General features: G+C 60.6%; 21 protein-coding genes. 2 read left to right on the forward strand and 19 right to left on the reverse strand.

Going from position 1 to position 26,079, the window contains the following annotated elements:
* Positions 1–69: 69 nt before the first annotated feature.
* Both A11A3_RS12650 and A11A3_RS12655 read right to left on the reverse strand, forming a co-directional pair.
* Positions 70–852 (reverse strand): DUF481 domain-containing protein, encoded by a 783-nt coding sequence (locus A11A3_RS12650; protein WP_008929706.1) that lies wholly within the window; start codon positions 850–852, stop codon positions 70–72.
* Positions 853–865: 13 nt separating this feature from the next.
* Positions 866–1,684 carry a mechanosensitive ion channel family protein gene (locus A11A3_RS12655; RefSeq protein ID WP_008929707.1) on the reverse strand — a complete coding sequence of 273 codons (819 nt, stop codon included), beginning with the start codon at positions 1,682–1,684 and terminating at the stop codon, positions 866–868.
* Positions 1,685–1,952: 268 nt separating this feature from the next.
* On the opposite strand from A11A3_RS12655, the gene metH reads away from it, so the two are divergent.
* Positions 1,953–5,654, forward strand: a complete 3,702-nt coding sequence (metH, locus tag A11A3_RS12660) for a methionine synthase (RefSeq protein ID WP_008929708.1) — start codon at positions 1,953–1,955, stop codon at positions 5,652–5,654.
* Between the two features lie 110 nt (positions 5,655–5,764).
* Here the strand turns inward: metH and A11A3_RS12665 are convergent, their stop codons facing one another.
* Positions 5,765–7,777, reverse strand: a complete 2,013-nt coding sequence (locus A11A3_RS12665) for a PEP-utilizing enzyme (protein WP_008929709.1) — start codon at positions 7,775–7,777, stop codon at positions 5,765–5,767.
* A complete protein-coding gene (locus A11A3_RS12670; RefSeq protein WP_008929710.1) occupies positions 7,774–8,523 on the reverse strand; it encodes a lipoprotein intramolecular transacylase Lit in 750 nt (249 codons plus the stop codon). The genes A11A3_RS12665 and A11A3_RS12670 overlap by 4 nt, the downstream gene beginning before the upstream one ends.
* Before the next feature lie 51 nt (positions 8,524–8,574).
* Here A11A3_RS12670 and A11A3_RS12675 point away from each other — a divergent pair, with 51 nt between their 5' ends.
* Positions 8,575–10,275 (forward strand): CocE/NonD family hydrolase, encoded by a 1,701-nt coding sequence (locus A11A3_RS12675; RefSeq protein WP_040297176.1) that lies wholly within the window; start codon positions 8,575–8,577, stop codon positions 10,273–10,275.
* Here A11A3_RS12675 and A11A3_RS12680 read toward each other — a convergent pair.
* The 15 genes from A11A3_RS12680 to A11A3_RS12750 are packed head-to-tail and all read right to left on the reverse strand — an operon-like array spanning position 10,265 to position 25,920.
* Positions 10,265–11,557, reverse strand: coding sequence for a hypothetical protein (locus A11A3_RS12680; RefSeq protein WP_008929712.1), 1,293 nt, complete (start codon positions 11,555–11,557; stop codon positions 10,265–10,267). The two genes, A11A3_RS12675 and A11A3_RS12680, sit on opposite strands and share 11 nt — an antisense overlap.
* Positions 11,558–11,560: 3 nt before the next feature.
* On the reverse strand, positions 11,561–12,073 hold the full coding sequence (locus A11A3_RS12685) for a type II secretion system protein M (RefSeq protein ID WP_008929713.1): 513 nt from the start codon (positions 12,071–12,073) through the stop codon (positions 11,561–11,563).
* Entirely contained in the window at positions 12,070–13,206 is a 1,137-nt protein-coding gene (gene gspL / locus A11A3_RS12690; RefSeq protein ID WP_040297178.1) for a type II secretion system protein GspL, read from the reverse strand. Before gspL ends, A11A3_RS12685 begins: the two co-directional genes overlap by 4 nt.
* A 2-nt stretch (positions 13,207–13,208) precedes the next feature.
* Positions 13,209–14,273 carry a type II secretion system minor pseudopilin GspK gene (gene gspK / locus A11A3_RS12695; RefSeq protein ID WP_237738865.1) on the reverse strand — a complete coding sequence of 355 codons (1,065 nt, stop codon included), beginning with the start codon at positions 14,271–14,273 and terminating at the stop codon, positions 13,209–13,211.
* Positions 14,264–14,890 (reverse strand): type II secretion system minor pseudopilin GspJ, encoded by a 627-nt coding sequence (gene gspJ, locus A11A3_RS12700; RefSeq protein ID WP_008929716.1) that lies wholly within the window; start codon positions 14,888–14,890, stop codon positions 14,264–14,266. Before gspJ ends, gspK begins: the two co-directional genes overlap by 10 nt.
* Positions 14,887–15,279, reverse strand: a complete 393-nt coding sequence (gspI, locus tag A11A3_RS12705; protein WP_008929717.1) for a type II secretion system minor pseudopilin GspI — start codon at positions 15,277–15,279, stop codon at positions 14,887–14,889. Before gspI ends, gspJ begins: the two co-directional genes overlap by 4 nt.
* Entirely contained in the window at positions 15,276–15,989 is a 714-nt protein-coding gene (locus A11A3_RS12710; RefSeq protein ID WP_008929718.1) for a type II secretion system protein, read from the reverse strand. Before A11A3_RS12710 ends, gspI begins: the two co-directional genes overlap by 4 nt.
* 1 nt (position 15,990) lies before the next feature.
* The gene (gene gspG / locus A11A3_RS12715) at positions 15,991–16,419 is read right to left on the reverse strand and encodes a type II secretion system major pseudopilin GspG (RefSeq protein WP_040297179.1); all 429 of its coding nucleotides are present in this window, start codon (positions 16,417–16,419) and stop codon (positions 15,991–15,993) included.
* A gap of 15 nt (positions 16,420–16,434) precedes the next feature.
* Complete coding sequence (gspF, locus tag A11A3_RS12720) at positions 16,435–17,652, reverse strand: type II secretion system inner membrane protein GspF (protein WP_008929720.1); 1,218 nt, start codon at positions 17,650–17,652, stop codon at positions 16,435–16,437.
* Positions 17,652–19,151, reverse strand: a complete 1,500-nt coding sequence (gspE, locus tag A11A3_RS12725) for a type II secretion system ATPase GspE (RefSeq protein ID WP_008929721.1) — start codon at positions 19,149–19,151, stop codon at positions 17,652–17,654. The genes gspF and gspE overlap by 1 nt, the downstream gene beginning before the upstream one ends.
* Positions 19,152–19,153: 2 nt before the next feature.
* Positions 19,154–20,287, reverse strand: coding sequence for a response regulator (locus A11A3_RS12730; RefSeq protein WP_008929722.1), 1,134 nt, complete (start codon positions 20,285–20,287; stop codon positions 19,154–19,156).
* A gap of 7 nt (positions 20,288–20,294) precedes the next feature.
* On the reverse strand, positions 20,295–20,873 hold the full coding sequence (locus A11A3_RS12735; RefSeq protein ID WP_040297180.1) for a chemotaxis protein CheB: 579 nt from the start codon (positions 20,871–20,873) through the stop codon (positions 20,295–20,297).
* A 20-nt stretch (positions 20,874–20,893) separates the two neighbouring features.
* The gene (locus A11A3_RS12740) at positions 20,894–21,361 is read right to left on the reverse strand and encodes a response regulator (RefSeq protein ID WP_008929724.1); all 468 of its coding nucleotides are present in this window, start codon (positions 21,359–21,361) and stop codon (positions 20,894–20,896) included.
* A 15-nt stretch (positions 21,362–21,376) separates the two neighbouring features.
* Positions 21,377–22,240, reverse strand: a complete 864-nt coding sequence (locus A11A3_RS12745) for a CheR family methyltransferase (RefSeq protein WP_008929725.1) — start codon at positions 22,238–22,240, stop codon at positions 21,377–21,379.
* 11 nt (positions 22,241–22,251) lie between these two features.
* Entirely contained in the window at positions 22,252–25,920 is a 3,669-nt protein-coding gene (locus A11A3_RS12750) for a response regulator (RefSeq protein WP_008929726.1), read from the reverse strand.
* Between the last annotated feature and the right edge of the window lie 159 nt (positions 25,921–26,079).

Below are 26,079 nucleotides of genomic sequence, written 5' to 3' on the forward strand. Positions count from 1 at the left end.
CATTTATCCCAAACTGTGGGACAGCAGTGGCACGAGGCGGGGCTTTGAACGAGCTTGTGCGGGCGCGGCTTACTTGAACTTGTAAGCCAACCCCACGGAAAACTCCTGATCGGTGTTTTCCGTCCCGTCCGGTGCATTGCTGTCGGTTTCCAGCAGGTAGCGCAACCGCAGGGAGAAGTGCGAGTTGATCTTGGTATCAAACACACTTTCACTCCGGGTCTTGGCAGAACCGTCACCGAATTCGCTGGTGACTTCCTGGCGGAAGTCGGAATTCTCGGTTACCTGCAGGGTATATTTCAGCCCCAGCCGTGCTATGGCGCTTTCCTCGGTATTGGCACAATCCCCGTAGGAATCTTCCGGCTCCAGACACTGCACGCGGTAACCCGGACCCAGTTCCAGATCCAGGGTCTGACGATCCGTCTCCAGCCAGCGCCGGCCAAGACCCAGCGCATAGCTGGCTTCGTACTGGTAACCGGAGAAGGTGTCCTTCTCGTAGGTGCCCACGTTGAACAGATAGTTCTTGGAGTTTTCACCGAGCTTGCGGTCCAGCTTATAGGACGCGTAGTAATTTTCCGCGGTGCGCTGGTACTCATCCGTATCCGGGTTCTTCTCCTTCTCGTTATTGGCATCGGCCTTGAAGGTGTGACGCCAGAAGGCACTGTCACGGGTGGCATTGATGCTGGCATTCAGAGAATCGGAATTGGTGTTGCCCCGTTGGAACAGCAGGCCCAGGGCCATATCCCCGGACCATTTAGCCTTGTCGGCTCCATCGCTACCCTCGGTCTCAGCGGCCATGGTCACTGCCGGCAAGCCGGCAGCGAGCACCATGGCAGCGAGGTATTTACTGCGCATGCTAACTCCTCTATTAATCCTGTTTGTCCAGATGGACATCCATTTGCGGGAAGGGAATGCTGATACCCGCCTCATCAAAACGACGCTTCACGGTTTCCGTGGTATCCCAGAACACGCCCCAGTAATCGGCGCTGTTCACCCAGGGGCGACAGAGGAAGTTCACGGAGCTGTCGGCCAGCTCACCAACAACGATGGTCGGGGCCGGGTCTTTCAGCACCCGCTCATCATTGGCGAGGATGTCCTGCAGGGTTTTCTTGACCAGGGAAAGGTCCGCGTCGTAACCCACGCCAAACACCATATCCACACGACGGGTAGGCATTTCTGAATAATTGACGATATTGCCGGACATGATCGAACCGTTGGGCACGGTGACCACCTTGTTATCCGGTGTGCCGAAGATAGTGGCAAAGATGCGAATTTCCTTGACCGTGCCGGCGGTGCCACCAGCTTCCACATACTGCCCCACTCGAAACGGCTTGAAGAGGATCAGCATGACGCCGGCAGCAAAATTGCCCAGGGAATCCTTCAAGGCCAGGCCAACGGCCAGGCCGGCAGCGCCAAGGATGGCAACCAGCGAGGTGGTTTCCACGCCCAGCTGATCCAGTGCCGCAATCACCACAAAGGCAAAGAGAATGATGTGGATGATATTGCCCAGGAACTTGGCCACGGTGGCATCGACACGCTTGTCGAGCATCCGGCTTGACCAGTTGGCCAGGCGACCCACAATCCACTTACCGACAATGAAAATGACCAGCGCCGCGACGATATTCCAGGCGTAGGGCATCAGGTTTTCATTGGCAAACGTCTGCAATTGAGACAGATATTGATCCATTCAGCGTACTCCTCATCCAGTGAGCGCGGATTATCACCCAACTGCGGCGAGTCCCAAGCCTGAAGACTAGCCGAAGCGGATGATTTTACAAAAGTTTCACCGGATTTGGGGCCGGTGAGTGAACCAATCGCCGCCTATGATGAAACCTTGCGGGAAAGATGGCCAGTCCCGGGCCTGAATTTCCCTCCCACGGCCGTTCAACATTGGGTATCGGCATACACACCGGTATAATGCCCCTCCTTCCAACAAGGCCCAGCCGGAGAGTTTCATGTCCCAGAGCGTGCGTGCGCAGCTTACCGCCCAGATGAAAGACCGCATCCTGATCCTGGATGGCGGCATGGGCACCATGATCCAGCGCTGCAAGTTCACCGAGGAGCAGTACCGGGGCAGCCAGTACGCCGACTGGCCCAGTGACCTCAAGGGCAACAACGACCTGCTCTGCATCACCCAGCCAGAACAGATCAAGGCGCTGCACAAGGGCTACCTGGACGCCGGTGCGGACATTATCGAGACCAACTCCTTCAATGCCACGTCCATTGCCATGGCCGACTACGACATGCAGGACCTGGCGCGGGACATCAACGTGGCCGCCGCACGCGTGGCCCGGCAAGCGGCGGACGAGGCCTCGACACCGGACAAGCCCCGCTACGTGGCCGGGGTGCTTGGCCCCACCAATCGCACGGCCAGCATCAGCCCGGACGTGAACGACCCGGGTTTCCGCAATGTCAGCTTCGACCAGCTGGTGGAGGCCTACCTGGACGCCCTGGACGGCCTGGTGGAAGGCGGCATCGACATGGTGCTGATCGAAACCATCTTCGACACCCTCAACGCCAAGGCGGCGGTGTTCGCGGTGGATCAGTACTGCTACGAGCACAATCTGGACCTGCCGGTGATGATTTCCGGCACCATCACCGATGCCTCCGGCCGCACCCTCACCGGCCAGACCACCGAAGCCTTCTACAACTCCCTGCGCCATGCCCGCCCCATCAGCGTCGGGCTTAACTGTGCCCTGGGTCCCATGGAGCTGCGCCCCTATATCGAAGAGCTGTCGCGCATCTCCGAGACCTTCGTGTCCGCCCACCCCAACGCCGGCCTGCCCAACGAGATGGGCGAGTACGACCTGGACCCGGCCACCATGGCCAAAGAGATTCGCGGCTGGGCGGAAAAGGGCTTTCTCAACATCATCGGCGGCTGCTGCGGCACTACCCCGGAGCATATCGCCGCCATGGCCCAGGCCGTGCAAGATCTGGCGCCGCGTGTACTGCCCGACATCGAGGTGGCCTGCCGCCTGTCCGGGCTGGAGCCCTGCACCATCACCAAGGACTCGCTGTTCGTCAATGTCGGTGAGCGCACCAATGTGACCGGTTCCAAGCGCTTCCTGCGCCTGATCAAGGAAGAGGACTACGACACCGCCCTGGACGTGGCCCGCGATCAGGTAGAAAACGGCGCACAGATCATCGATATCAACATGGACGAGGGGATGCTGGAATCCGCCGAGTGCATGGTCAAATTCCTCAACCTGGTGGCCTCGGAGCCGGAAATCGCCAAAGTGCCGATCATGATCGACTCCTCCAAGTGGGAAGTGATCGAGGCCGGCCTCAAGTGCATCCAGGGCAAGGGCGTGGTGAACTCCATCTCCCTGAAGGAAGGCGAAGAGCCCTTCCTGCATCAGGCACGGCTGCTGCGCCGCTATGGCGCCGCCGTGATCGTCATGGCCTTCGATGAAAACGGCCAGGCGGAAACCCGCCAGCAGAAGGTGGATATCTGTACCCGCGCCTACAAGCTGCTCACCGAGCAGGTGGGTTTCCCGCCGGAAGACATCATCTTCGACCCCAATATCTTCGCCATCGCCACCGGCATCGAAGAGCACAACAACTACGCGGTGGACTTCATCGAGGCGGTGGGCGACATCAAGCGCACCCTGCCCCACGCCATGATTTCCGGCGGCGTCTCCAACGTGAGCTTCTCGTTCCGCGGCAACGACCCGGTGCGCGAGGCCATCCACGCCGTGTTCCTCTACTACGCCATCAAGAACGGCATGGACATGGGCATCGTCAACCCCGCCATGCTGGCGGTGTACTCGGACATTCCCGAGGAACTGCGCAACGCCGTGGAAGACGTGGTGCTCAACCGCCGGGAAGACGGCACCGAGGTACTGCTGGACCTGGCCGAGAAGTACCGCGGCAGTGGCGCTGAGAAAACCAAGAAGGAAGATCTTGCCTGGCGCGAATGGCCGGTGGAAAAGCGCCTTGAGCATGCCCTGGTCAAGGGCATTGCCGACTACGTGGAAGACGATACCGAGCTGGCCCGCCAGAACGCCGAGCGGCCGCTGCACGTGATTGAAGGGCCACTGATGGACGGCATGAACGTGGTCGGCGACCTGTTCGGTGAAGGCAAGATGTTCCTGCCGCAGGTGGTGAAATCCGCCCGGGTCATGAAGAAAGCCGTGGCCTACCTGCTCCCCTTCATGGAGAAGGAAAAGGAGGAAATGGGCACCCAGGATGAATCCAATGGCAAGATCCTCATGGCCACCGTCAAGGGCGACGTGCATGACATCGGCAAGAACATCGTCGGCGTGGTGCTGCAGTGTAATGGCTATGAGGTGATCGACCTGGGTGTGATGGTGCCCTGCGAAAAGATCCTCGAGACGGCCAAGGCAGAAAAAGTCGACATTATCGGTCTGTCCGGCCTGATCACCCCGTCCCTGGACGAGATGGTGCACGTGGCCAGCGAAATGCAGCGCCTGGAGATGGACCTGCCCCTGATGATCGGTGGCGCCACCACCAGCCGCATCCACACCGCCGTGAAAATCGACCCGGCCTATGACAAGGCGGTGGTTCACGTGGCCGATGCTTCCCGGGCCGTGGGCGTGGCCTCCAAGCTGCTGTCCAAGACTGCCAAGGCGGATTATGTCGCCGAGCTGAAGGAAACCTATGAGGGCCTGCGCGAGCGCCGCAAGCAGCAGCAGGTGGATCGCAGCCTGATTGCCATCGAGCAGGCCCGCGAGCACCGCTTCCAGCCGGACTGGAGCGACTACACGCCGCCGGAACCCCGGGTCAAAGGCCTCAAGGTATTCGATGATTACCCGCTGCAGGATCTGGTCCAGCGCATCGACTGGACGCCCTTCTTCCGCTCCTGGGAGCTGGCCGGCAAGTTCCCCAACATTCTGGACGATGAGGTGGTGGGCACCGAGGCCACCAAGCTGTATCGCGATGCCCAGTCAATGCTTGAGAAAATCGTTGAAGAAAAGTGGCTAACTGCCCGTGCCGTAATCGGTTTTTGGCCTGCCAATTCCGACATGGACGACATCGAGCTGTACCGCCACCCGGGTGACAAGGAGGCCTTCATGACCCTCCATCACCTGCGCCAGCAGCTGGACCGCAGCAAGAACGATAAACCCGACTACTGCCTGAGCGACTTCATCGCCCCGAAAGAAACCGGCCTCACTGATTGGCTGGGCGGCTTTGCCGTGACCGCCGGCATCGGTATCGACGAGCACGTGGCCCGCTTCGAGGCCGACCACGATGACTACTCCGCCATCATGCTCAAGGCCCTGGCTGATCGGCTGGCGGAGGCCTTCGCCGAGCGCATGCACGAAAAGGTGCGCAAGGAGTACTGGGGCTATGCCAGTGACGAGGCGCTCAGCAACCAGGACATGATCAGCGAGAAATACCGTGGTATCCGTCCGGCCCCCGGCTACCCGGCCTGTCCGGACCACACCGAGAAGGCCCTGCTGTGGCAACTGCTGGACCCGGAAACCAACGCTGGCATGACCCTGACCGAAAGCTACGCCATGCTGCCGGCGGCGGCGGTCTCCGGCTGGTATTTCTCTCATCCAGAGGCCAAGTATTTCGGCACTGGCAAGCTGGCCAAGGACCAGATGGACGACTACGCCGCCCGCAAGGGCATGACCCGCAAGGAGATCGAGCGCATGGTGCCGCATCTGCTGGGCTATATGGATGAGAGTTAATAGTTCGCGACCACGCGTTTTCGACGTTTAAATGCAAGAGGCCGCGCCCATCGACTGGGCGCGGCCTCTTGCATTTACGGGTGAAAAAGTCAGCTTTGCGGCGTTATTGATTAGTCTCCGACTGGTTCGCTGTCGACCATTTCCGCCTCATCCACATCCAGCACGCCCTGCTCGGCATCCAGGGTGGCCAGCAGGTCATCGCGGACGCTGTGCATCACATCGCTGGCGCCCCAGATGGCCGGGATGCCGCAGGCACAGGCCAGGCTGGCTGCGCTGTTCAGCGGGTCGGCCTCGGCAATCACCAGGGCACCGGCCTGCACCAGCCAGGGTAGCCAGCTGGGCTCCACCTGATCGACTACCACGATATCCCCCGGGCGAATGCGGTTAAGGCCCCAGGCACTGCATAATCGTCGTACCGGCCCTGTTACCCGGCCCGGTACCAAGGGACGACCTCGCAACACCGGGCTCAGACGGTAGCCGCCCCCGAAGCCGTAGCCGATCTGGTCCATCATCCAGTCCGGTGCGCCCTTGTGGCCATCTTCCAGGTAGCGGACCTTGCGCTCGGCCAGTTTCTCGGCACCGGCACTGGCCGGTATCTGACGCTCCATCCAAAGTTGCCAGAGCTCATCAAAGTAGAGGAAGTAGATATCATCAAGGTGGTTGAGCAGGCCCTCCTCCACCACGATGGCGGCCATGGCGCGCAGCACCTGGCGAAAACGGTTACCCAGCGCATAACGCAGACTGCGGGCCTGGCCAGCCAGGTCCACCGGTTTTGCCAGTGTTTCGGGCAGCGGCTCACCACCAGAGATCGGGCGCTCACCCTGCCAGCCCTGCAGTCCTTCCGCCTGCGCCGGCCCTTCGCTGAGCGGCGCATGGACCGGATCCGCACCGGGGCGCAGGCGGGCATCGCCCAGGCGGGCCCCCTGCCCGGCGGCCACGGCCCGCACCGCATCCAGCTCGGTCTGGCTCAACAGGCTGTCCAATGGCAACGGCCGGTTCAGGTTGCGGGCCAGATCCGGCACCAGCAGATAACGTAGCGTCCCCTCGCGCAAGGCCAGCTGCTCCCCCAGCCGGTCCAGCTGCATCAGCGCCTGCCAGAGCCCGTCTCGGCCATGGTGGCGGATGTTCCAGCCGCGTATGGCCCGGGCCAAACGGCCCAGCACCAGTTCGCACCAGGCCAGTTTGACGCGCGATGGCGCGCTGGCCACCCCCTCATCACGGCCCAGGGGCTGCCAGGCCGGCGGCAAATGCTGCACCGCCGCCGGATGGTCGGCCTGCAAGGCACGGAAAAAGGCGCAATTGGTGTAGATGTGGCTGTGTTGGCGCCGATAGGGTTCGATCTTCTCCAGGTCGCGCCAGTGTTGCTGGCTGACCAGCGGTTGCCAGAACGCGGTCTTGAGCCAGCGGCCGGCCAGGGTATACCACAGCGGCGACACCACATCCGGGAAGATCACACCTCCGGCCCGGCGACTCCAGGCCTCACGGGGCATGGGCAAAGACCCCACCGGCAAGGTCTGCAACAGCCACAGCTGTTCGCCATCAAACACCCACTCACCGGCCTGGGGCCGGTCAAAGTGTTGCCGGAGCTGATGGTAAAGCGCCATCAGGCGCTGCTCGCCTACCAGTGTGTCCAGGCCCTGTTGCTCATCGGTGCGGTGTACCAGCCGGCCATGCTCATCAAAAATCAGACGCTGGCGCTCCGCCTGGCCATCCACGACCCCTTCCACCACCACATGGGCCAGGTCCTGGCGCAGTGGATGGCGGGTAAACAGCACGCCGGCGGCCTGCTGGCGGGGTATGGCCTGTATTACCAGTTCGTCGGGACTGTTGTCGCGAGCAAAGATGCTCTGCACGGCGGCGGCCAGGGCCTCGTCCGAATCCAGGTTCAGCAGGCTTTCGCGGCGCGAATCCGGGTTCATGGGGCCCTGCTGGAGCACCCAGTAACGCTGACCCGGGAACAACCCCGGCAGGCTGCCCAGCTGTTCGGCCAGCACTTCCGGCGGCTGGCACAGGGTACTGTCCCGGTAAAGTTTCCAGCTGGGCGGCACCGGCAGGCCCAGGGCTGCCCAGCGTTGCAGGTTCTCGCTGCCGCCGGCGTCGGCGGTCAGTACTTCTATGCTCATGAGCCGTTTCTTGTCTGAATATGGCGTGTCAGGCGAAGGCCGGAAAAATACAGAAGCGGAGTGAGCGCCAGGGCGCCTGCTCCGATCACTGCTGCGATTCCCCCGAACAGATCCGGCGCTTTCATCAAGGTGCTCATCAGTGAGTCCTGCCAGTAGAAGAACCACTGATGGCCGGCGGGAAACAGCCAGATATGAAACTGGTAAAACACGGCTGTCGGCCCGGCAACGGCGAACCACGCTATCACAGCCCCTGCCACGAAAACAGTGAACAGCAGTCGGTAACGCATGAACGGCAGCCCGCGACGGATACACAACCAGGCCAGCGGTAACCAGAGTATCGCCAGCCCCAGCATCAACCAGCGCCCCAGGTCGATAAAATGCGCTACATCCTGCAGATGCTGCACTTCGGCGCGGTCCAGCAACCGCTGGGGCGGCCAGCCCGGCGCCTGATAGGTAATGGCCTCAAGCCCCTCACCGCCGTGATGCACGGCACGGGTGATTTGCTCAAATGCCTGCATATGTTGCTCAGGCGGCAATTGTGCAAAGCCGTGTTTATGGCGATTCTTGGGAGCGTACTGGTGGATATGCTCATTGATGTGTAGTTGCTTGTACCAGAACGGGAAGCCGTAATTGATCTGGCTGTAGAGGCCCCAGGTGACACAAATGGCCAGCAACAGAGAACACAGGCCATAAAAAAACCACAACAAGGTGGATGAAAACTGGCTTTTGGCAGCCATTTTGCCCATATTTAGCCTCGCATCCGGAACGTAAGAATAATAAAGAGAGGACGCAGCCCCATGCGATTACTCGTTAGCGCGCTGGCATTGTTGTTGATTGCCGGCTGCAGCACCACCCATTTGAACACCACCAACGCCACGCAGGCGCCCGCCAATCTGGAAGCTCGCTATTTTCAGGTGAAGATTCCGACCCGTGACGGCAAGGAACTGGCCGCCACAGTGTACCAGCCTGCCATGAGTGCCGGTGAGGACGCGCCGCTGATTATTGCCACCCATGGCTGGGGTGGTTTCCGCGCCAAGCGACCGTTCTCTCTCTATGGCAAGTCCATGCTCACCGGTGAGGCCGCATTGGCCGCCTGGAAGAAAGGCTACTGGGTGGTGTTCTATGACCAGCGGGGCTGGGGGGACTCCGACGGCCATGTCCACATGATGGACCCGGATTATGAAGTGGCCGACCTGTCCCAGGTGATCGACTGGTCACTCAATCACCTGCCCGGCATCCACCGCCTGGATGACGGCAGCCCCGCCATCGGCATGATCGGCGAATCCTACGGGGCCGGCGTGCAGACCCTGGCCGCCTTCAATGAAAAGCGGCTCAAGGCCATCGTACCCCTGGCCAGCTGGTACGACATGAACAGTGTGGCCCCGAATGGCGAATTCCGCACGGGCTGGGGCGGCATTCTGCTGGCCGCAGGCGCCATCAACAGCGGTTTTGATGTGGGCGAAATGTTCGCCGAGCCCTGGCGCAGCGCGTTCGGCGGCACCGTCAACGAGCAGCTCAAGGCGCTGATGTACCAGCGCAGCCCGGCCTGGTACTGCGACCAGGGCAAACGCCCCTACGCGGACGCCCTCTTCATCCAGGGTTTCCATGACACCATGTTCCCCTACCAGCAAGCCGAAAAGAATCAGCAGTGCTGGGAAAAAGGCGGCCGCGATGCACGCTTGATCGGCCTGCAGAGTGCCCATGTGCTGCCCTGGCCGATCCAGCAATGGGAAGGTTTTCTGCCCTTCGAAACCGATGACAATGTGCACTGTGGGGACTTCAACGACACCACCGTGGATACCGTGGTCAGCTGGTGGGATGAAAAACTGCGAGGCGGCAAAAGCGAGCTGCCCAACACCTGCATCAATGTGGATGATGAGCGCGGTATCGCCCTGAATGCGCCCCTGCCCGAGGGCCGAGACGAGTTCCCGGTGCCCAAGAGCCGGGTCACCCTGCCCCTGTCCGGCGCCTTTGAGTGGCTGATGATCGGCTTCGATGTGGGCACCGACATGTTCCGGGGCCTGTGGCCCGGTGCCGACCTGCGCGACCTCAAGCCCAATGGCGGCTTTGGCCGGCCCAAGTTCGTGCCGGTTTATGTGGCCCGGGGTGATGATGAACTGTTGCTCGGCAAGCCGCGTATCGACCTGAATCTGGGCGGTACCTCCGGCAAGAAAAGCATGCCCGTGTTTGTCGGCGTGGGGGTGCAACATGCCAACCACCGCCGCGTGAAAGTTGCCAGTGAGCAACTCACGCCCCTGCCGGACAAGGGCATCTATCGCATGGAACTGCCGGCCCTGTCACAACCGCTGGAAGCCGGTGACCGGGTGGGGTTGATCATCTATGGATTCACCACCCAGTTTCCGCTCAATTCCGCCTTCCTGGCCCGGGTAGCGGATGTCCAGGGCCATGTCTGGCTGCCCCTGTCCCGCTCGGACAATGTGGCGCTGAAAGACAGCCTGCCCTATCCCCGCGAGCGCAGCAGCGCGACTATGGAGTAACCGTGGAGGCTGCGGGGCGGGTAACGGTCGCCTGGACCGGCTCCGCCCGCAGCCTGGCAAAGCGGCCGGCCGCCATGTCATGCAGTCCGTTGTCGAAATACAGCGACACCGAAAACTGCAGTTCCTGGGGGTCCGGCCAACCCTCCACCCGATAGCCAAGATTGGGGAGTTGACCGGGAAACTGCTCCGGGTCCAGATCCAGAGTGCGATCATCCTGGTACACCAGCCCCAGTGGCATATTCTTTAACGCCTCCGGTACCGACAGCTCGGTGAGCAGCACGAAATCACGCTGGCTATCGAACAGAATCCAGTTGTCCTCAGTGGTCACGGCCTGGTCGGCAAATGCCTGATCACGGGCATCGGGTTCACCATCCACCACCACCGGGTCGTCACTGTGACGTGCGGTATAGACCCGTGCCCCGTATTGGGCATTGCCATCGATGGTGACACTGACCTGCGGGTCCTTGAGCGTGGCACGGTAAAGATCGGGGATCCGTGCGTAGGTATGGGCCTCGTAATGGGCCGCGTATCGCATGGCCTGCACCTGCAGGGTCATTACCGGAATGCCGGCAAATACCACCCGGGTTTTCAGATGCATGACCGAGCGGATCGGCCCCAGGCGATGACCGATGGCCTGGGGTCGCAGGTTGTGATTGTCCAGGGACATGCGGGTAAAGCGCGACAGCACGCCGGCGCTCATGCGCATCTTCAGGGTATCGATGATGGAGCCGTCGCCCTGGTAGCCCAGGTAACCCAGATAGCGCCAGTTGAGTTCGTTATCCGGCTCCACGTCCAGCCGGTAGAGCGCCGTGTTGGTGACACCGGTTTCCGGATCGTGGGACACGTAGTAACGGCCACTGCGCTCACTGTTGTCCTGCACCAGATAAAAATGGCAACCGTGGGCAACGGCAATATCTGCTAGCACCTGACCGCTTTCCGGCTGACTGCCCGCCGGCGCCGAACGGCCGGCATCGGTGAGCATAGCCAGTAATTGATCGTGGCCATCCAGGCGCCCCGGCGCACCGTCCAGGGCAAAACCGGTGCTCGCGAACCAGACCTGGCCATGCTCATCCAGCTCATCGAACTGGTATGGCACCGGCACATAGCGGCCCTGCTGATAACGCATCAGTGACAGGGACGGCAGGCTCTTGCCCTGCAGGGACGGAAACCGGGTGGCATCCAGCTTTAGCACGCGCCCCTGATCCAGGGTATCAAAGCGGCAATCGGACAGTGCCGCGGTGCTGGAAAGAGCCAGTAAACCGGCTGCAACAAATCGGATCATTAATTACTGCTGCAAGGTCGCGCGGAGTGTACTGGTGCCGGGTTTGTCGCCCGGGCTCATTTCAATGGAGGCCAGCTCCAGTCCCTGCGACACCATGGATTGCAGCCACAGCACGGTCTGCGCGGCCGGCTGGTTTTCCAGCTGGATACGCACCGACTGGTTGCCCTGGGGTGAAAAGCCTTTCAGGGTCAAACCATACTGGTCGGCGCTGCGGCTGACGTTGCTGACCCAGTTGCCCGGAGGTGCATTGCGATCACTGCCACGGGTCGCCGCGCGTACTGCCTCGGCGTTGTCACTGATCCATTCCAGCGTCTGGGTGTTGGCGATATAACGCTGGCGGGCCTTTTCCCGGGCGGCCATGCTCGGCGCCCATAGCAACCAGTAAAGCAGAACCAGCGCCATGACCAGCGCCAATACCTGCAGCACCCGCTGTTCGCGGGGCTCGCGGCTTTCATACCATTGCTGTACCGGCGCCAGACGCTGCGCGGCGGTGGTTTTCAGCTGTGCAACATTCATCCGGCCTGCTCCACCTTGATTCGCGCATTTACGCCGCTGGCGCCATTACGGTAATTGGCGATGTTGGCGTCCACCCCCTGTTTACGGATGGCCTGCTGCAGTTTCTCCAGTTCGGCATAATCCTTGGCCCCCACATCCAGCATCAGGGAGCCATCGCGCTGGTCGAACTGCATGCGCTTGGCCTCCACCTTGCTGCCGTGGAGCACCGTGGCAACCGGTGCCAGCAGGGACAGAAAACCGGCATCGGCGGTTTCCACCCCGCCCAGCCTTGCCAGGCGAGCACGGAATTGACGGCTCAGCGCCGCAGTGGCCCGATCACCGGGGAACAGTTGCTCGTAACGGGCCTGGGCCTGGGCAAACGCCGCATCCGCCGCCCGTTGATAGCGCCACTCCTGTACCCAGAGAGTGATGACGGCGCACACGAAAATCACCGCTGCCATGGCCATGATCGGCCGCCAGGGGGCCCACATGGAACTGGATGCCTGCTTGTCCTTGCGCGGCGCATAGGCGCCCTGCATCAGCTCTACGGCACGACCTTCTCGAAAGGCCGCCGCAAAGAGGTCGAATAATTCATCCTCGGCGCTGATCAACATGGCTTCGTCCAGCGCACCGGCAAACAGCGGTTGAATACGGTCCTGATCAGCCTGGTCGATCCACAATGCCTGATTACGGCCGGATTGCAGCAGCACCTTGCCATCCAGGCTGATGATCAACGGCGCACGGTCAGCCAGCAGATCAGTGTCCACGCGAATGGATTGCAGAGTGCAGGGGCTGTCTGCCACCAGGGCCACCCAGGCATCCATGTGCTCGCGGGCGATGGCGGCCACCGGATAATGACCGGATTCAGCCTTGCCGGCCGCCAGCCACAGAGACTCCGGGCTATCGAGCAGTTGCTCTTCAAGCAGAAACGGCAGCACCTTTTGCAGATGCCGGGCCTGCTTGCGGGACAGGCTGACCTCGGTCAGTTGCGCATCACGGTTGCTGAGCACCAATCGCACCGGGCCGTTACAGGCCTGCAACGCCTGGGCCAGGGAGCCGGACTGTACGTCAGCGCCCCCCTGTCGCCAGTAAACCGGCATGTCGGCATGGGGCATGCCGCAAGCATTGGGATAGATAAGAGAGGCGTCCGCCACGGTTACTGTCCTTGATCGTTATTCTTTGCGTTATCGCTATTGTAGAAGGGATTGCAGGAGGGTTCGAGGGGCGTCAGCAGGGGCATTACCTGCCGGCTGAACACGTCGGTCCCGGCCCCTTCCTCACTGCCTCGATGCAGCCGGCTCACCAGCCGACTCACCTGACCATCCACTTCCACATCCACCATAACCTGAAAATACTCGCTGCTCACGCCCAGTCTGGCCGACAATTGGTCGCGTTTGTCACTATCGAGCTTGTCAAAGGGCGATTGCTGCAGAAGCTGGGCAATATCGTCAATCGGCTCGTCCGCCCGGGCCTTGGTAATGGCCTCGACACCGGCCTCGCCAGCCAGGTTGCCGACCACCGCATCCAGAACCTGGGGCGAGGCGGTGTTGACGTTGAGCACGGTGCCCAGCGGCAGCGCCGTGAACAGCCCCCAGCTCTGCGGGTCGGCAAATTCATCTTTCAGGGTAAAGCTGCGGATGGCCCGCAGCTCGCTTTCATGGGCAATCGGCATGTTGGGGGTGCGGCGGTTGCGATAATCCGGGTCCTCGGCCCCCTCCACCCCGTCGACAATGTTGTTGGAGTCGATCCAGTCGGCCATTTCGTTAGCCATCAGCGAGGCCTTGCCCGGGTCCGGCAGCGTCTGTTGCAGCAGGCGTGTCAGCTCATCAATGGCCTCGCTGTTGCGGACAAAGCCGTCGCCTTCACTGGTGACCAGCCAGTTGAGGTTAAAGCGGCCCTGCAGATCCTGGACGCTGGCAGTAAGGATGGCATCTTCATAGGGCGTGGGCGGCAGCTGTACCGCCCATTTTTCATCGACGCAGTCATCGACCATGGCGTTATTGCTGCGGTCGTCTTCCAGATCGTCAATCAGGGCCTGCTGGGCCACCACTTCCGCGGCCATGGCGTACTGATAGCGCTTGTCCCATTGCAGCAGGTTGTCGGCCCGGGTCAGAAACCGGTCCTGGCGGAACAGCACTTCGGCGGTGATGGTGGAGATGATGGCAAACAGCAACAGTACAATCACCAGTGCCATGCCCTGCTGTCGTTGCTTCATTGCCATGGGTTCACCACCGTCCGGTAGAAACGATGAACTTCCTCGCCGGTTTCCAGCTTGATATCCACCTCGATACTCTTGGGCAGGCGTTGCTGCCAGACCGGCACGGCCTCCAGAGCCGCATCCGGCCACAGTTCCTTCCACACCCATTCGCCCTGCGGGGTGAGGTCCAGGTAGCGCACCGTGAAGCTTTCCACATGATCAAGCAGTACGTCCTGCTGGTATTCGGTGGCCACATTGGTATCCAGCACCGGCCAGTAACGCCGATAGAGCTTGCCGTCCTCCAGGGAATAGATCACTCGCTGCATCTGGCTGCGATCACGCAGACCAAAAGGGTTGGCCCAGCCCAGCCGGGTGAATTCCACATAATTGTCGCGGCCAATGATCGCCGGCATCGGGTCGCCATAGGGGTCGCGGACCGGACGCGCAATCAGCTGTTCGAAATCCAGCGTCAGGTAGGTAATGGCCCGCTGGCTGTCCTCCAGCTTCTCGGCGCTTTCGGTGAGCTGCTCACGACCACGCAGGGCATCGGACAGAAAGGTCGCCACGGCAATATAGATGATGGCGAAAATGGCGATGGTGATGACCATCTCCAGCAGGGTAAAACCGCGTACCCTGCTCATCCGGACACCGGCTTGCCAATCAGACTGGCCAGGCTGTAGGCCAGCCCGCCCTTGTCTTCGCCGTTCATGGGGCCAACATCAATATCCACCCGGCGAGTATCCGGGTAAGGGCCGTCACTGATGCGCGTGCGAATCCACCAGTCTCGACCGTTACGCTCTTCCTGGCTGTCGGAGGTGCCGGTGGACGGCCATTGCTGGTAGACCTGCAATTCCACCAGTTTATCCGCCGCCACCAGATACCCCAGGCGGGTTTCGTTGATGTTGGTGTAGGCACGGGCGGTGGAGCCCATGGTCTGGCCCAGCACCACCATGACCAGTGCCAGTACCGCCACGGCAATCAGCACCTCCACCAGGGTGAAGCCACGCTGGGCAGATCCACGGCGGCTCATGGCGCGTCCTCCAGGCTTTGCTGTCGCTGGACTTCGTCGGTGACCCTGCCGCTGTGTTTTTCCTGCTGGTCGTCCGGTACATCCGGGTCGGAGATATGACCCAGCGCCGAGAGTTTGATGCGTTGCTCGGCATCAATATCATCGCGCGAGCGCAACGTCAGCGTCACCGGCGAGGTCTCGCCGCTGGGGAAAAAGAATACCTGGGGAAAGGGTTTATCCTCTTCCTTGTCTTCACTGCCCTGCCCGGCCCCATCGTCGCCATCGTCATCCGGATTCTGCAGGGTATCCATACCATTTTGCCGACGTTTTTTTACCAGGGTATCGGCCACGTCTTTCAGGGAGACCGGGTCAGGATTGTCATCGTCCTGCAGGTCATCGAGCTGCCAGACCAGCTCCAGGGAGGGCGGCAACTGCCGGGCCTGCAGCCCGGTAATGGTAACCGGCACAAACTGCTGTTTGACCAGGTCATAGGCCAGCGGCGTCCAGCCGTTGTCCTGCAGACGCAGTGCCAGCAGCTGCCCGGAAAACAGACTGCGCTCATTGAGCAGGGAAATGGCGTCTTTCAGGCGCGCGGATTCGTCGTCCAGCTGGTGGTCGTCGTCCACCCAGGTGGTCTGGGTCACCACCACCAGGCTCAACAGGGCAATCAGGCTTACCACCACCATGATTTCCAGCAGGGTAAAGCCGCGCTGCCGGGCCGGGGCGAGCATCTTACTGAACGTCGCGCCAGCTAATGTCCGCGTCGTTACCCTCACCGCCCTCGGCGCCATCCGCCCCCAGGGAGTACAGGTCATAGGGGCCGTCAACACCCGGGCTCAGGTAAACGTAATCGTTGTTCCAGGGGTCCTGGGGTACCTTCGGCAGGTAACCGCCCTCCGGCCATTTCTTGGCGGAATTGGGGCGCTCGACCAGGGCTTTCAGCCCTTCTTCGGTGGTCGGGTAGCTACCGTTATTGAACTTGTACAGATCCAGCTGCTGAACGATCTTGCCCATGTTGGCCTTGGTCAGGTCAATCTTGGCGGATTCCCCCTGCCCGATCACGTTGGGCACGATTACTGCCGCCAGTAAACCGATGATGGCCACTACCACCATGATTTCCAGCAGGGTAAAACCGGACATGGCACTACGTCTTGCTTTCATTGTTCCACCTCAGGCCTAGTGGGCCAGAAAATTGTTCATCTGCATTATGGGGAGCATGACTGACAGTACAATCAGAATCACGACTCCGGCCATTATTAACAACATAATGGGGCCAAGCAGGCCGACCAGGGTGCTGACCGTACTGCTCAGCTCCCGCTCCTGATAATCCGCCGCCCGGGTCAGCATGTGGTCGAGTTCGCCGCTGGCTTCGCCACTGGCAATCATCTGCACCAGCATGGGCGGGAAATAGCCACTCACCTCCAGGGCACGGCTGAGATTGCCCCCTTCGCGCACGCGCACTGCAGCGGTTTTGACCGCATCCCGTACCGCCAGGTTTCCTACCACCTGGGCGGCGATAAAGAGCGCGTCCACCAGCGGCACCCCGGCGCGACCCAGAATCCCCAGGGTGCTGGCCAGGCGGGCACTGTCAGCGGCCCGCAGCATGGTGCCGACCATCGGCGTGGCCGCCAGGCGCTGGTGGACCCGGAAGCGAAAGCCCGGGTCCCGCATGGCGCGCAGGAAGAAGACAATGGCGGCAACCAGAATCAGGCCGAGCAGCCAGCCCCAGTCGCGCACGAAGTCACTAAGAAAGATCACCACCCGGGTCACCAACGGCAGCGCCTGGTTGCGGTTTTCGAACACCGCCACCAGCTTGGGTACCACCATGGTCATCAATAGCAGGATGACTATGCTGGCAAAGACCATGATGAAAGCCGGGTAAACCATGGCCTGGGCCACCGAGCGGCCGGTGTCATGACGGGTTTCCAGATAATCGGCCAGCTGGGACAGTACCTGCTCCAGGTGACCACTCTGCTCGCCGGCGTCCACGGTGGCCCGGTACATTTCCGAGAAGGCGCGGGGAAAGGATGCCAGGCTGCGGGCCATGCTGTGCCCTTCGCGGACCTTGGCGCGCACGGCCAGCATGATGCGCTCTACGCGGTCATTGGCGGATTGCTTGGCTACCGCGGACAATGCCTGCTCCACCGGCAGACCGGATTTGAGCAAGGTGGCCAGCTGGCGGGTAATCAACGCCAGTTCAGCGCCCTTGAGCTTGCCCGAGGCGGAGAAACGGGCCATGCCTGCGCCGGCCTTGTCACCGGCCTCATGCACTTCCAGCGGCACCCAGCCCTTGTCGCGTAGTTGCTGGCGCACCTGACGGGCACTATCGGCTTCCAGGGTGCCTTTTTTGACCTTGCCGCGATGGTCAAGGGACTTGAACTCAAACGCTGGCATCAGTCTTCCCGGGTTACCCGCAGCACTTCTTCAATGCTGGTCTGGCCGGCACGGACCTTGCGCCAGCCGTCTTCACGAATGCTAGGCGTCAGCTTGCGGGCATGGCGGCCCAGCTCGAGCTCCCCGGCCCGGTCATGGATCAGCTCACGCATGGTGTCGTCAACCAGCACCAGCTCGTAGATACCAGTACGACCGCGGTACCCCTGCTGGTTGCAGTGCTCGCAACCGGCGGGATGATAAAGCGTGCAGGGCTCATCGGCGCTCAGCCCCATCATGGCCCGTTCGCTGTCGCTGGGCTCATAGGGAGTCTTGCAGTCATCGCAAAGAACCCGCACCAGTCGCTGGGCCAGCGCGCCCAGCAGGGAGCTGGACAGCAGGAAGGGCTCGATACCCATGTCCTGAAGGCGGGTGACGGCACCAACGGCGGTATTGGTGTGCAGTGTGGAAAGCACCAGGTGACCGGTGAGGGAGGCCTGTACGGCAATTTCGGCGGTCTCCAGATCACGAATCTCGCCCACCATCACCACGTCCGGGTCCTGACGGAGAATGGCGCGCAGACCCCGGGCAAAGGTCATGTCCACCTTGGGGTTAACCTGGGTCTGGCCGATACCTTCCAGCTGGTATTCGATCGGGTCTTCCACCGTGAGGATATTGCGTGAGCTGTCGTTGAGATCGGTGATGGAGGCATACAGGGTGGTGGTCTTACCGGAGCCGGTGGGCCCGGTGACCAGAATGATGCCATGGGGTTTGTGAATCAGCTCCAGCATGCGCTTGTGGCTGGCCTCCCCCATCCCCAGGTGGGATAGCTGCAGACGGCCGGCCTGCTTGTCGAGCAGACGCAACACCACACGTTCGCCGTTACTGGAGGGCATGGTGGAGACCCGCACATCCACGTCCCGGCCACCGATACGCAGGGAAATCCGGCCATCCTGGGGAACGCGTTTTTCGGCGATATCCAGCCGCGCCATAACCTTGATACGCGAAACCAGCAGCGAGGCCAGCTCGCGCTTGGGGGTCAACACTTCACGCAATACGCCATCCACCCGCATGCGCACCACCAGGCGGCGCTCAAAGGTCTCGATATGAATATCCGAGGCATCCTCCCGGATGGCCTCCTGCAGGAGCGCATTGATCAGGCGAATGATGGGCGCGTCGTCTTCCTGCTCCAGCAGGTCGGCGGTTTCCGGCAGGGCATCGGCGAGGCTGGCCAGGTCCAGGGATTCCAGGTCATCGGCGGCCTCCGCTGCAGCGCCACGCTGCTGCTCGTAGGCCAGCGCCATGCTGCTGGCAAAGCTGCTGTCATCCAGATTGACCAGCGGAGGCAGGAAACCCAGCCAGCGCTGTACTTCACTGAGCGCTCCCACCGACACGTCCCCCCGGTAGCACAGCTCCTGGTGGCCATCCTTTTCGCGCAGCAATACGCCATAGCGTCGGGCAAAGCCGTAGGGCAGCAGGGCCGGGCTGGACAGGGTCTCTTCCGTGGACGGGGTCGCGTTCATTATTAATATTTGTCCATCAAGGTTTCTATCACATCGCGCGAGGTACGAACCAGATCCAGAAACTGGAAGCCGGCCTGGAACTCGCCCGGAGCGTCCAGACTTTCGCACCAGATCACCCGCGCGTCAAAGCTGGTGGTGTTGACCCCGGCAATCTGGTCGGGCAATACCATACCCAGCTGCAGGGTCTCGCCCGGCGCCAGCTCGCGCCGGGTAAAGAGCTTGAAGCCGTCCTCGCTGAGGTTCATCAGCCGGCCCACATTGCCGCCGGTGCTGCGGTCGAAGACCACCATCTCCCGGAACATTTTCTTGCGGGGGTGGCGACGATGGTCCCGGCCATTGTCGGCTTCGTTCTCGTCCCGGGCCTGGCGGATCACGGTGACCAGGCCGGTGAAATCACCACTGTCATTGAGGATCGGGTTGGCTCGCAGGGACAAGGCTATCAGGCCTTCATGACTATTTGTATAGAGGCTGTGTTCATTGTGCCAGTCTTCGCCATTCTGACAGGCGGCCAGCACCGGGGAATCCTGCCAGGCCCAGCGTGCCCGGCCGGTATCATCGTTGAGCAGGATCTCGGCCATGTCATTGCCGACCAGTTCATCCCGGTGTCGCCCGGTCAGGGCGCAGGCGGCTTCGTTACAGAAGGTGATGCGGCCCTGGGTGTCCGAACCGATGACCGCTTCGCCCAGGGCATGCAGCAACCGCTCGTTTTCATCCTTTAGCCGCTTCATCTGTACCACCGCCTGCTGGAGCTTGCGCCGCTGGCGGTCCAGTTCCAGAAATACCGTGACCTTGGCTTCCAGTATCTGCTGGTCGATGGGTTTGAACAGATAGTCGACGGCGCCGCACTGGTAGCCCTTGAAGACGTATTTCTGTTCCTTGGAAATGGCCGTGACAAAGATGATGGGGATGTGCCGTGTCTTCTTGTTCTTGCGCATCAGCTCGGCGACTTCAAAGCCGTCCATTTCCGGCATCTGCACATCCAGCAACACCAGGGCAAAGTCGTGCTTGAGCGCCAGGCCCAGTGCCTCGTTTCCGGACTCCGCCATCACCAGATTGCGGCCCTCCCCGTCCAGGATCGCCTCCAGCGCAATCAGGTTTTCCCTATGGTCATCCACAACCAGAATGTTCTGCTTCATCGTGCTGTTACCCGCTTAAATGTTCCGCCAAAAAGGGGCCGATCCGTTCCAGATCCAGCACCCTGGATATTGCACCTGTTTTTATGGCCGCTTCTGGCATCACCGGGGCTTCCGAGCTGACCGGTGACTGGGCGATGGTCAATCCCCCGCGGCGTTGTATGTATTCACAACCGGCGGCACCGTCCTCGTTGGCGCCGGTCAGAATCACACCTGTCAATCTGCTGCCGTAAACCGTGGCGGCAGAGAAGAAAAGTTCATCGATGGCAGGCCGCGAAAAGTGTACGGGCCGACCCACGGAAAAAGCCACTGTTTCGTCACTGTCCACCAGCATGTGATAGCCCGGTGGCGCCACATAGATGTGCCCGGGAAGAATCGGCTCCTTGTCTTCCGGGGCGATAACGGGCAAGGCACAGTAGCGCGCCAGCAACCATGGCAAGCGGTTTTCCGCGCTGGCATGCTGATGTTGCACCAGCAGAATGGCAGCGGGAAAATCCTCGGGCAGTGCAGACAGTATGGTGGTATAGGCGTTCAAGCCTCCCCAGGAGGCCCCCATCACTACGGTTTGCGTTGGCTGTCCATGGCGCATCTTACCCTCGGGGACGACGTCTAGTCGTCGCCTCGACGTGATTTCTCGGCCTCATAGGCGGCCCGATGGGCCTGGGCTTCCTTGAGTTTCTGTTGCAGCTCGCGCCGCTGATGGTCGAGCTTGAGAAAGAAGTCCACCTTGCTTTTCAGGATCAGTGGATCCAGGGGCTTGAAAAGGTAATCCACTGCACCGGCCTGGTATCCCTTGAAGACGTACTGCTTTTCCTTGCTGATGGCGGTCACGAAAATAATCGGGATGGTCTGGGTATCCTTGCGCTGGCGCATCAGCTCTGCCACTTCAAAGCCATCCATGCCGGGCATCTGCACGTCCAGCAGCACCAGGGAAATATCTTCCTTGAGCAGAACTTTCAGCGCTTCCTGGCCGGAATGCACACTGATAAGCGTGCGCCCTTCCTCCTCCAGAATCGCCTCCAGCGACACCAGGTTCGCCGGCTGATCGTCCACCAATAACAACTTCTGCTCGATCATCTTGATTCTCTAAATTCATGCATGATGTTGAAATTGCCGCTTGCGGAATATTCGCAACGGCTTGTTGACCACGTCAAATGCCTCGTCGTGGCCACTGAAACGCAGACTTTCCTTGGTGCCCAGACACAGAAAGCCGCCCATGTCGAGGCTGTCACTGAACAGCCGGATCACTCGCTCCTGCAATGCCCGGTCAAAGTAGATAAGCACATTGCGGCACAGAATAACGTGCATTTCTCCAAAAACCTGATCGGTTGCCAGGTCATGGTCGGCAAACACGATATTGCGCTTGAGCCGCTGCTCCATGATCACGCTGTCGTAGCGGGCCGTGAAATAGTCGGACAGGGAATTGCGCCCACCTGCCCGGCGGTAATTGTCAGCGTATTGCTTGACGGCCTCAATGGAGTAGATGCCCTTTTTGGCGGTGGCCAGTACATTCTTGTCAATGTCGGTGGCATAGATCATGGCGCGCTCGTACAGGCCTTCCTCTTCCAGCAGGATGGCCATGGAGTAGATTTCCTCGCCGGTGGAGCAGCCGGCATGCCAGATCTTGATGAACGGGAAGGTCTTGAGGACCGGGATCACCTCCTCGCGAAAAGCACGGTAGAACTCCGGATCACGGTACATCTCGGTGACGTTGACGGTCAGATCATTGAGCAAAGTGACAAAGAACTGACGATCACGCAGTACCCGGTCGGTCATTTCCATGATGGTGGAAAAGCCGGACATGGTCAGGCGATGCATGATGCGCCGGCGCATGGACGCCCGGCTGTAGGAGCGGAAGTCGTAGCCATACAGCTGATAGATGGCCTCCAGCAACAGGCGGATTTCCACCTCTTCCACGTTGACCTGATCATCATCAATCGGCATCACCGGTTCCATATCCGGGTCCCTCACTTGTGCAGCCACACCCGCAACAGCGAGGTCAGTTTGGCCATATCAATGGGCTTGGAGCAGTAATCATTGGCACCGGCGTCGATACACTTGGCGCGGTCGTCTTTCATGGCCTTGGCGGTCAGTGCCAGGATCGGCAACTTGGCGAAACGTTTCTGCTCGCGAATATGGCCCATGGCCTCGTAGCCATCCATTTCCGGCATCATGATATCCATCAGCACGATGTCCATGGCCGGATTGGCATCCAGGGCTTCCAGGGCTTCACGACCATTGTTGGCGAGGGTTATCTCAAAGCCCAGCTCTTCCATCTGCGCCGACAGCGCATAGATATTGCGCATGTCATCGTCCACCAGCAGCAACTGCTTGCCCTCGAAGATATCATCACGGTGCTCGATGGCACCGGCGGAGGGGCGACGGCCGGACGGCAATGTGGACTCCAGCCAGTGCAGGAACAGGGATGCCTCGTTGAGCAGGCGCTCGTGGGAGCGCTCGGTCTTGAGGATGATTCGGTCGGCGTACTTGCGCAGCTTCGCCTCTTCCTCGCGGGTCAGGTCCTTGCCGGTGTAGATGACCACCGGCACGCTGTCGTACTGATCATTGCCATGCAGTTTCTCAAGCAGTTCAAAACCGCTCATGTCCGGCAGCGTCAGATCCAGGATCATGCAATCAAACACGGTCTCGCGCAGGGCTTCCAGGGCTTCCTGGCCACTGGTGGCAGCGGTGATCTCCACGCCCTTCTGATCGAACAGCTCGCGAATACTCTCGTGCTGGATTTCACTGTCTTCCACCACCAGCAAGCGGCGCACATTCTTCTCGATGGCCCCCTCGATCTTGGCGAAGGCAGAGAGAATCTGGTCCTGATTAACCGGCTTGGTCATGAAATCGATGGCGCCCAGCTCCAGGGCTTTCTTGCGCTCATCCTTGCCGGACAGGAAATGCACCGGGATATCCTGGGTGCGCGGGTCCGCCTTGAGCTTCTCCATCACTTCCCAGCCATCAATGCCCGGCAGGCCGATGTCCAGAATAATGGCACTGGGGCGGTAATGACTGGCGTATTCCAGACCGGATTCGCCATCACTGCAGACATGGCTTTCCAGCCCGTAATCGGCGGCCAGCTCCACCAGTACGCCGGCAAAATCCTCGTCATCCTCGACCACCAGCACGGTCTTTTCGCGGACCACATAGTCCTCGTTGGCACCATCCACCGGTGCGGTGGCAGCGGTATGGGCCTCGGCATTGGCGCCCACATCGCTATCCAGTTCGTTCTCATCCAGTTGCACCACGGTGTCGGCATTGCCGATCGGCACATAGAACATGAAAGTGGCGCCCTGGCCTTCGCCGTCACTGTAGAGGCTGATCTCGCCACCCAGCAGGCGCGCCAGTTCCCGGGAAATGGTCAGCCCCAGGCCGGTGCCACCATATTTGCGGCTGGTGGTACCGTCGGCTTGCTGGAAGGCCTCGAAAATCAGCTTCTGCTTCTCTTCGGGAATCCCCACGCCGGTGTCGGTCACCGAGAAACACAGGGTCTGACCGGGCACCAAATGCCGTGACGGCAGACGCGCCTCGGCATCCGGACGACTGATGCCCAGGGTCACCGAGCCCTGGTCGGTGAACTTGAGGGCGTTGGAAAGCAGATTCTTGATGATCTGCTCCAGGCGCTGGCGATCGGTATAGAAGTGCTCGGGCAGGTTGTCACCCAGGTCCACATGGAACTCCAGGCCACGGCTTTCTGCCACGTGGGCGAAATGACGACGGAAATGCTCACGCATTTCCTGCGGTGTCAGGTCGTCGATCACCACATCCATCTTGCCCTCCTCGATCTTGGAAATATCGAGGATGTCATTGATCAGACTAAGCAGGTCGGAGCCGGCGGAATGGATTACCTGGGCGTGCTCGACCTGCTTTTCATCCAGGTTGCCTTTCTTGTTCTGCCCCAGGGCATTGGACAGGATCAGAATCGAGTTGAGCGGTGTGCGCAGCTCATGGCTCATGGTGGAAAGGAATTCGGACTTGTACTTGGAGGACAGCTCCAGTTCCTTGATCTTGTCTTCCAGCTCGTGGCGCAGCTTTTCCAGCTCATCATTCTTCTGCGCCATTTCGGTTTTCTGTTCGGTGAGCAGCCGGGCCTGGGCCTCCAGCTCCTCGTTGGTGACACGCAGCTCTTCCTGCTGGGCCTGCAGACTTTCCTCGGAGGCGCGCAGGGCCTGGGTCTGGGATTCCAGCTCCTCATTGATAGCCTTGAGCTCTTCCTGCTGTTGTTGCAGGCGCGATTCGGAGGCTGCCAGTTCCATGGCCTGCTCTTCCAGATCCGTGTTGACCTGGGTCATCTCCTCCTTCTGCATGGCCAGCTCTTCGGCCTGCTGACGGGTCTGTTCCAGCATGGCCCCGAGCCGCAGGCGACTCTGGGCGCTGTGCAGGGACACACCGATGACACCGGCGCCCTGTTCCAGAAAAGCCATGTCATCGTCGCTGAAGGGGTTGAACGAGCCCAGCTCCAGCACCCCTTTGACTTCCTCTTCGTGGATGATCGGCATCACCACCACATTGCGGGGATTGCCAACGCCGGTACCGGAACTGATGCTGATGTAATCCTCGGGCACCTGCTCAAGCAGGATGCTTTTGCGCTCCAGGGCACACTGCCCCACCAGCGACTCGCCCAGCTTGAATGCGTTGGCCAGGTGCTTGCGCCGCTGCATGGCATAGGAGCTGCTGAGCGTCAGCTGATTGTTGCTCTGGTCGAGGGTGTAAAAAGCGCCCACCTGGGCCTCCAGCACCGGCACCAGAAAACTGAGCATGTTGTTGCCCAGCTCTTCCAGGGGCATGTCACCGCGCATGCGGGCATTGAGCTCGGCCAAGTGATTCTTGACGGTTTCCTGCTTGCGGTCCTCCCGGTAGCGCGACACCAGCGCATCACGCATCTTGCGAATGGCTCGCAGCAGCTGGCCGGTTTCATCCCGGCCGGTATCCGCAATATCGGTATTCCACTTGCCGTTGGCAATGTTGTCGGCCGCTTCCACCGCCCCTTCCAGCGGACGGGTAATGGCGCGGGTAACTCTCAGGGCGATCAGTGCCAACAGGGTGAACGCCACCAGGCCCAGCAGCATGCCGATTTTCTGGGTACTCAGGTTATCTTCGTGGCTGGTATTGAGAGTGCTGCGGAAAGCCTCATAGCGCTGCTTTTCAAAATCCTTCTGGGCGTCTTCGTACTGATTCTGCAGCTCACGCACACGGGTAATGCGGCTGTACATCTGGTCGGAGGGAATGCTGTTGTCGATCATGCCCCGTGCCAGACTGGTGGCAGTGCTGATGTAACTGGAAAAGGCCTGACTGAGCTCATCCACGCCGTCACGCAGGGTCGGGTCCGTGCGGCTGATCTGCGCCAGGCGCTGCTTGAAGGCATCCGCGCGGCTTTTCGCCTCTGACAGGAGGTCGGCATCCGCCTGGGTAATTGCCGCAATGTAGGATTCACTGATGGAAATGAATTCCACATTGTTGGCATTGATCATTTCAAGAACCGGAAAATCCTGTTTCTCGATGCGCTGTAAATGATCGATATTGGTTTCGGCAATGTAGTAACTGTAGGCCGCGTAAACGACAAACAGCGCAATGCCCAGCCCGGCCACTGACAGGATCTTCAGCCGCACGGACAGGTTCTGGAACCAGTTCATCAGGAGTACCCTCTTGCCTTTTCCGGCTTGTTGTTCTGTATGGCCCAACAAGGCTAATACTAAAGGGTGAGGCTACCAGAAACGCGCTGTGTACGGCAATAAAACGCCTGAACTAACACGACTAGCTGCCTGATTTTGCAGACATTCTTGAGAGGGAAA

The organism is Alcanivorax hongdengensis A-11-3, assembly GCF_000300995.1.
Lineage (GTDB): Bacteria > Pseudomonadota > Gammaproteobacteria > Pseudomonadales > Alcanivoracaceae > Alcanivorax > Alcanivorax hongdengensis.

What these genes read in the sequence shown, in the direction of transcription:
- A11A3_RS12650 (WP_008929706.1), bottom strand. Translation starts at nt 852, where the DNA reads ATGCGCAGTAAATACCTCGCTGCCATGGTGCTCGCTGCCGGCTTGCCG.
- A11A3_RS12655 (WP_008929707.1), bottom strand. Translation starts at nt 1,684, where the DNA reads ATGGATCAATATCTGTCTCAATTGCAGACGTTTGCCAATGAAAACCTG.
- metH (WP_008929708.1), top strand. Translation starts at nt 1,953, where the DNA reads ATGTCCCAGAGCGTGCGTGCGCAGCTTACCGCCCAGATGAAAGACCGC.
- A11A3_RS12665 (WP_008929709.1), bottom strand. Translation starts at nt 7,777, where the DNA reads ATGAGCATAGAAGTACTGACCGCCGACGCCGGCGGCAGCGAGAACCTG.
- A11A3_RS12670 (WP_008929710.1), bottom strand. Translation starts at nt 8,523, where the DNA reads ATGGGCAAAATGGCTGCCAAAAGCCAGTTTTCATCCACCTTGTTGTGG.
- A11A3_RS12675 (WP_040297176.1), top strand. Translation starts at nt 8,575, where the DNA reads ATGCGATTACTCGTTAGCGCGCTGGCATTGTTGTTGATTGCCGGCTGC.
- A11A3_RS12680 (WP_008929712.1), bottom strand. Translation starts at nt 11,557, where the DNA reads ATGATCCGATTTGTTGCAGCCGGTTTACTGGCTCTTTCCAGCACCGCG.
- A11A3_RS12685 (WP_008929713.1), bottom strand. Translation starts at nt 12,073, where the DNA reads ATGAATGTTGCACAGCTGAAAACCACCGCCGCGCAGCGTCTGGCGCCG.
- gspK (WP_237738865.1), bottom strand. Translation starts at nt 14,273, where the DNA reads ATGGCAATGAAGCAACGACAGCAGGGCATGGCACTGGTGATTGTACTG.
- gspJ (WP_008929716.1), bottom strand. Translation starts at nt 14,890, where the DNA reads ATGAGCAGGGTACGCGGTTTTACCCTGCTGGAGATGGTCATCACCATC.
- gspI (WP_008929717.1), bottom strand. Translation starts at nt 15,279, where the DNA reads ATGAGCCGCCGTGGATCTGCCCAGCGTGGCTTCACCCTGGTGGAGGTG.
- A11A3_RS12710 (WP_008929718.1), bottom strand. Translation starts at nt 15,989, where the DNA reads ATGCTCGCCCCGGCCCGGCAGCGCGGCTTTACCCTGCTGGAAATCATG.
- gspG (WP_040297179.1), bottom strand. Translation starts at nt 16,419, where the DNA reads ATGAAAGCAAGACGTAGTGCCATGTCCGGTTTTACCCTGCTGGAAATC.
- gspF (WP_008929720.1), bottom strand. Translation starts at nt 17,652, where the DNA reads ATGCCAGCGTTTGAGTTCAAGTCCCTTGACCATCGCGGCAAGGTCAAA.
- gspE (WP_008929721.1), bottom strand. Translation starts at nt 19,151, where the DNA reads ATGAACGCGACCCCGTCCACGGAAGAGACCCTGTCCAGCCCGGCCCTG.
- A11A3_RS12730 (WP_008929722.1), bottom strand. Translation starts at nt 20,287, where the DNA reads ATGAAGCAGAACATTCTGGTTGTGGATGACCATAGGGAAAACCTGATT.
- A11A3_RS12735 (WP_040297180.1), bottom strand. Translation starts at nt 20,873, where the DNA reads ATGCGCCATGGACAGCCAACGCAAACCGTAGTGATGGGGGCCTCCTGG.
- A11A3_RS12740 (WP_008929724.1), bottom strand. Translation starts at nt 21,361, where the DNA reads ATGATCGAGCAGAAGTTGTTATTGGTGGACGATCAGCCGGCGAACCTG.
- A11A3_RS12745 (WP_008929725.1), bottom strand. Translation starts at nt 22,240, where the DNA reads ATGGAACCGGTGATGCCGATTGATGATGATCAGGTCAACGTGGAAGAG.
- A11A3_RS12750 (WP_008929726.1), bottom strand. Translation starts at nt 25,920, where the DNA reads ATGAACTGGTTCCAGAACCTGTCCGTGCGGCTGAAGATCCTGTCAGTG.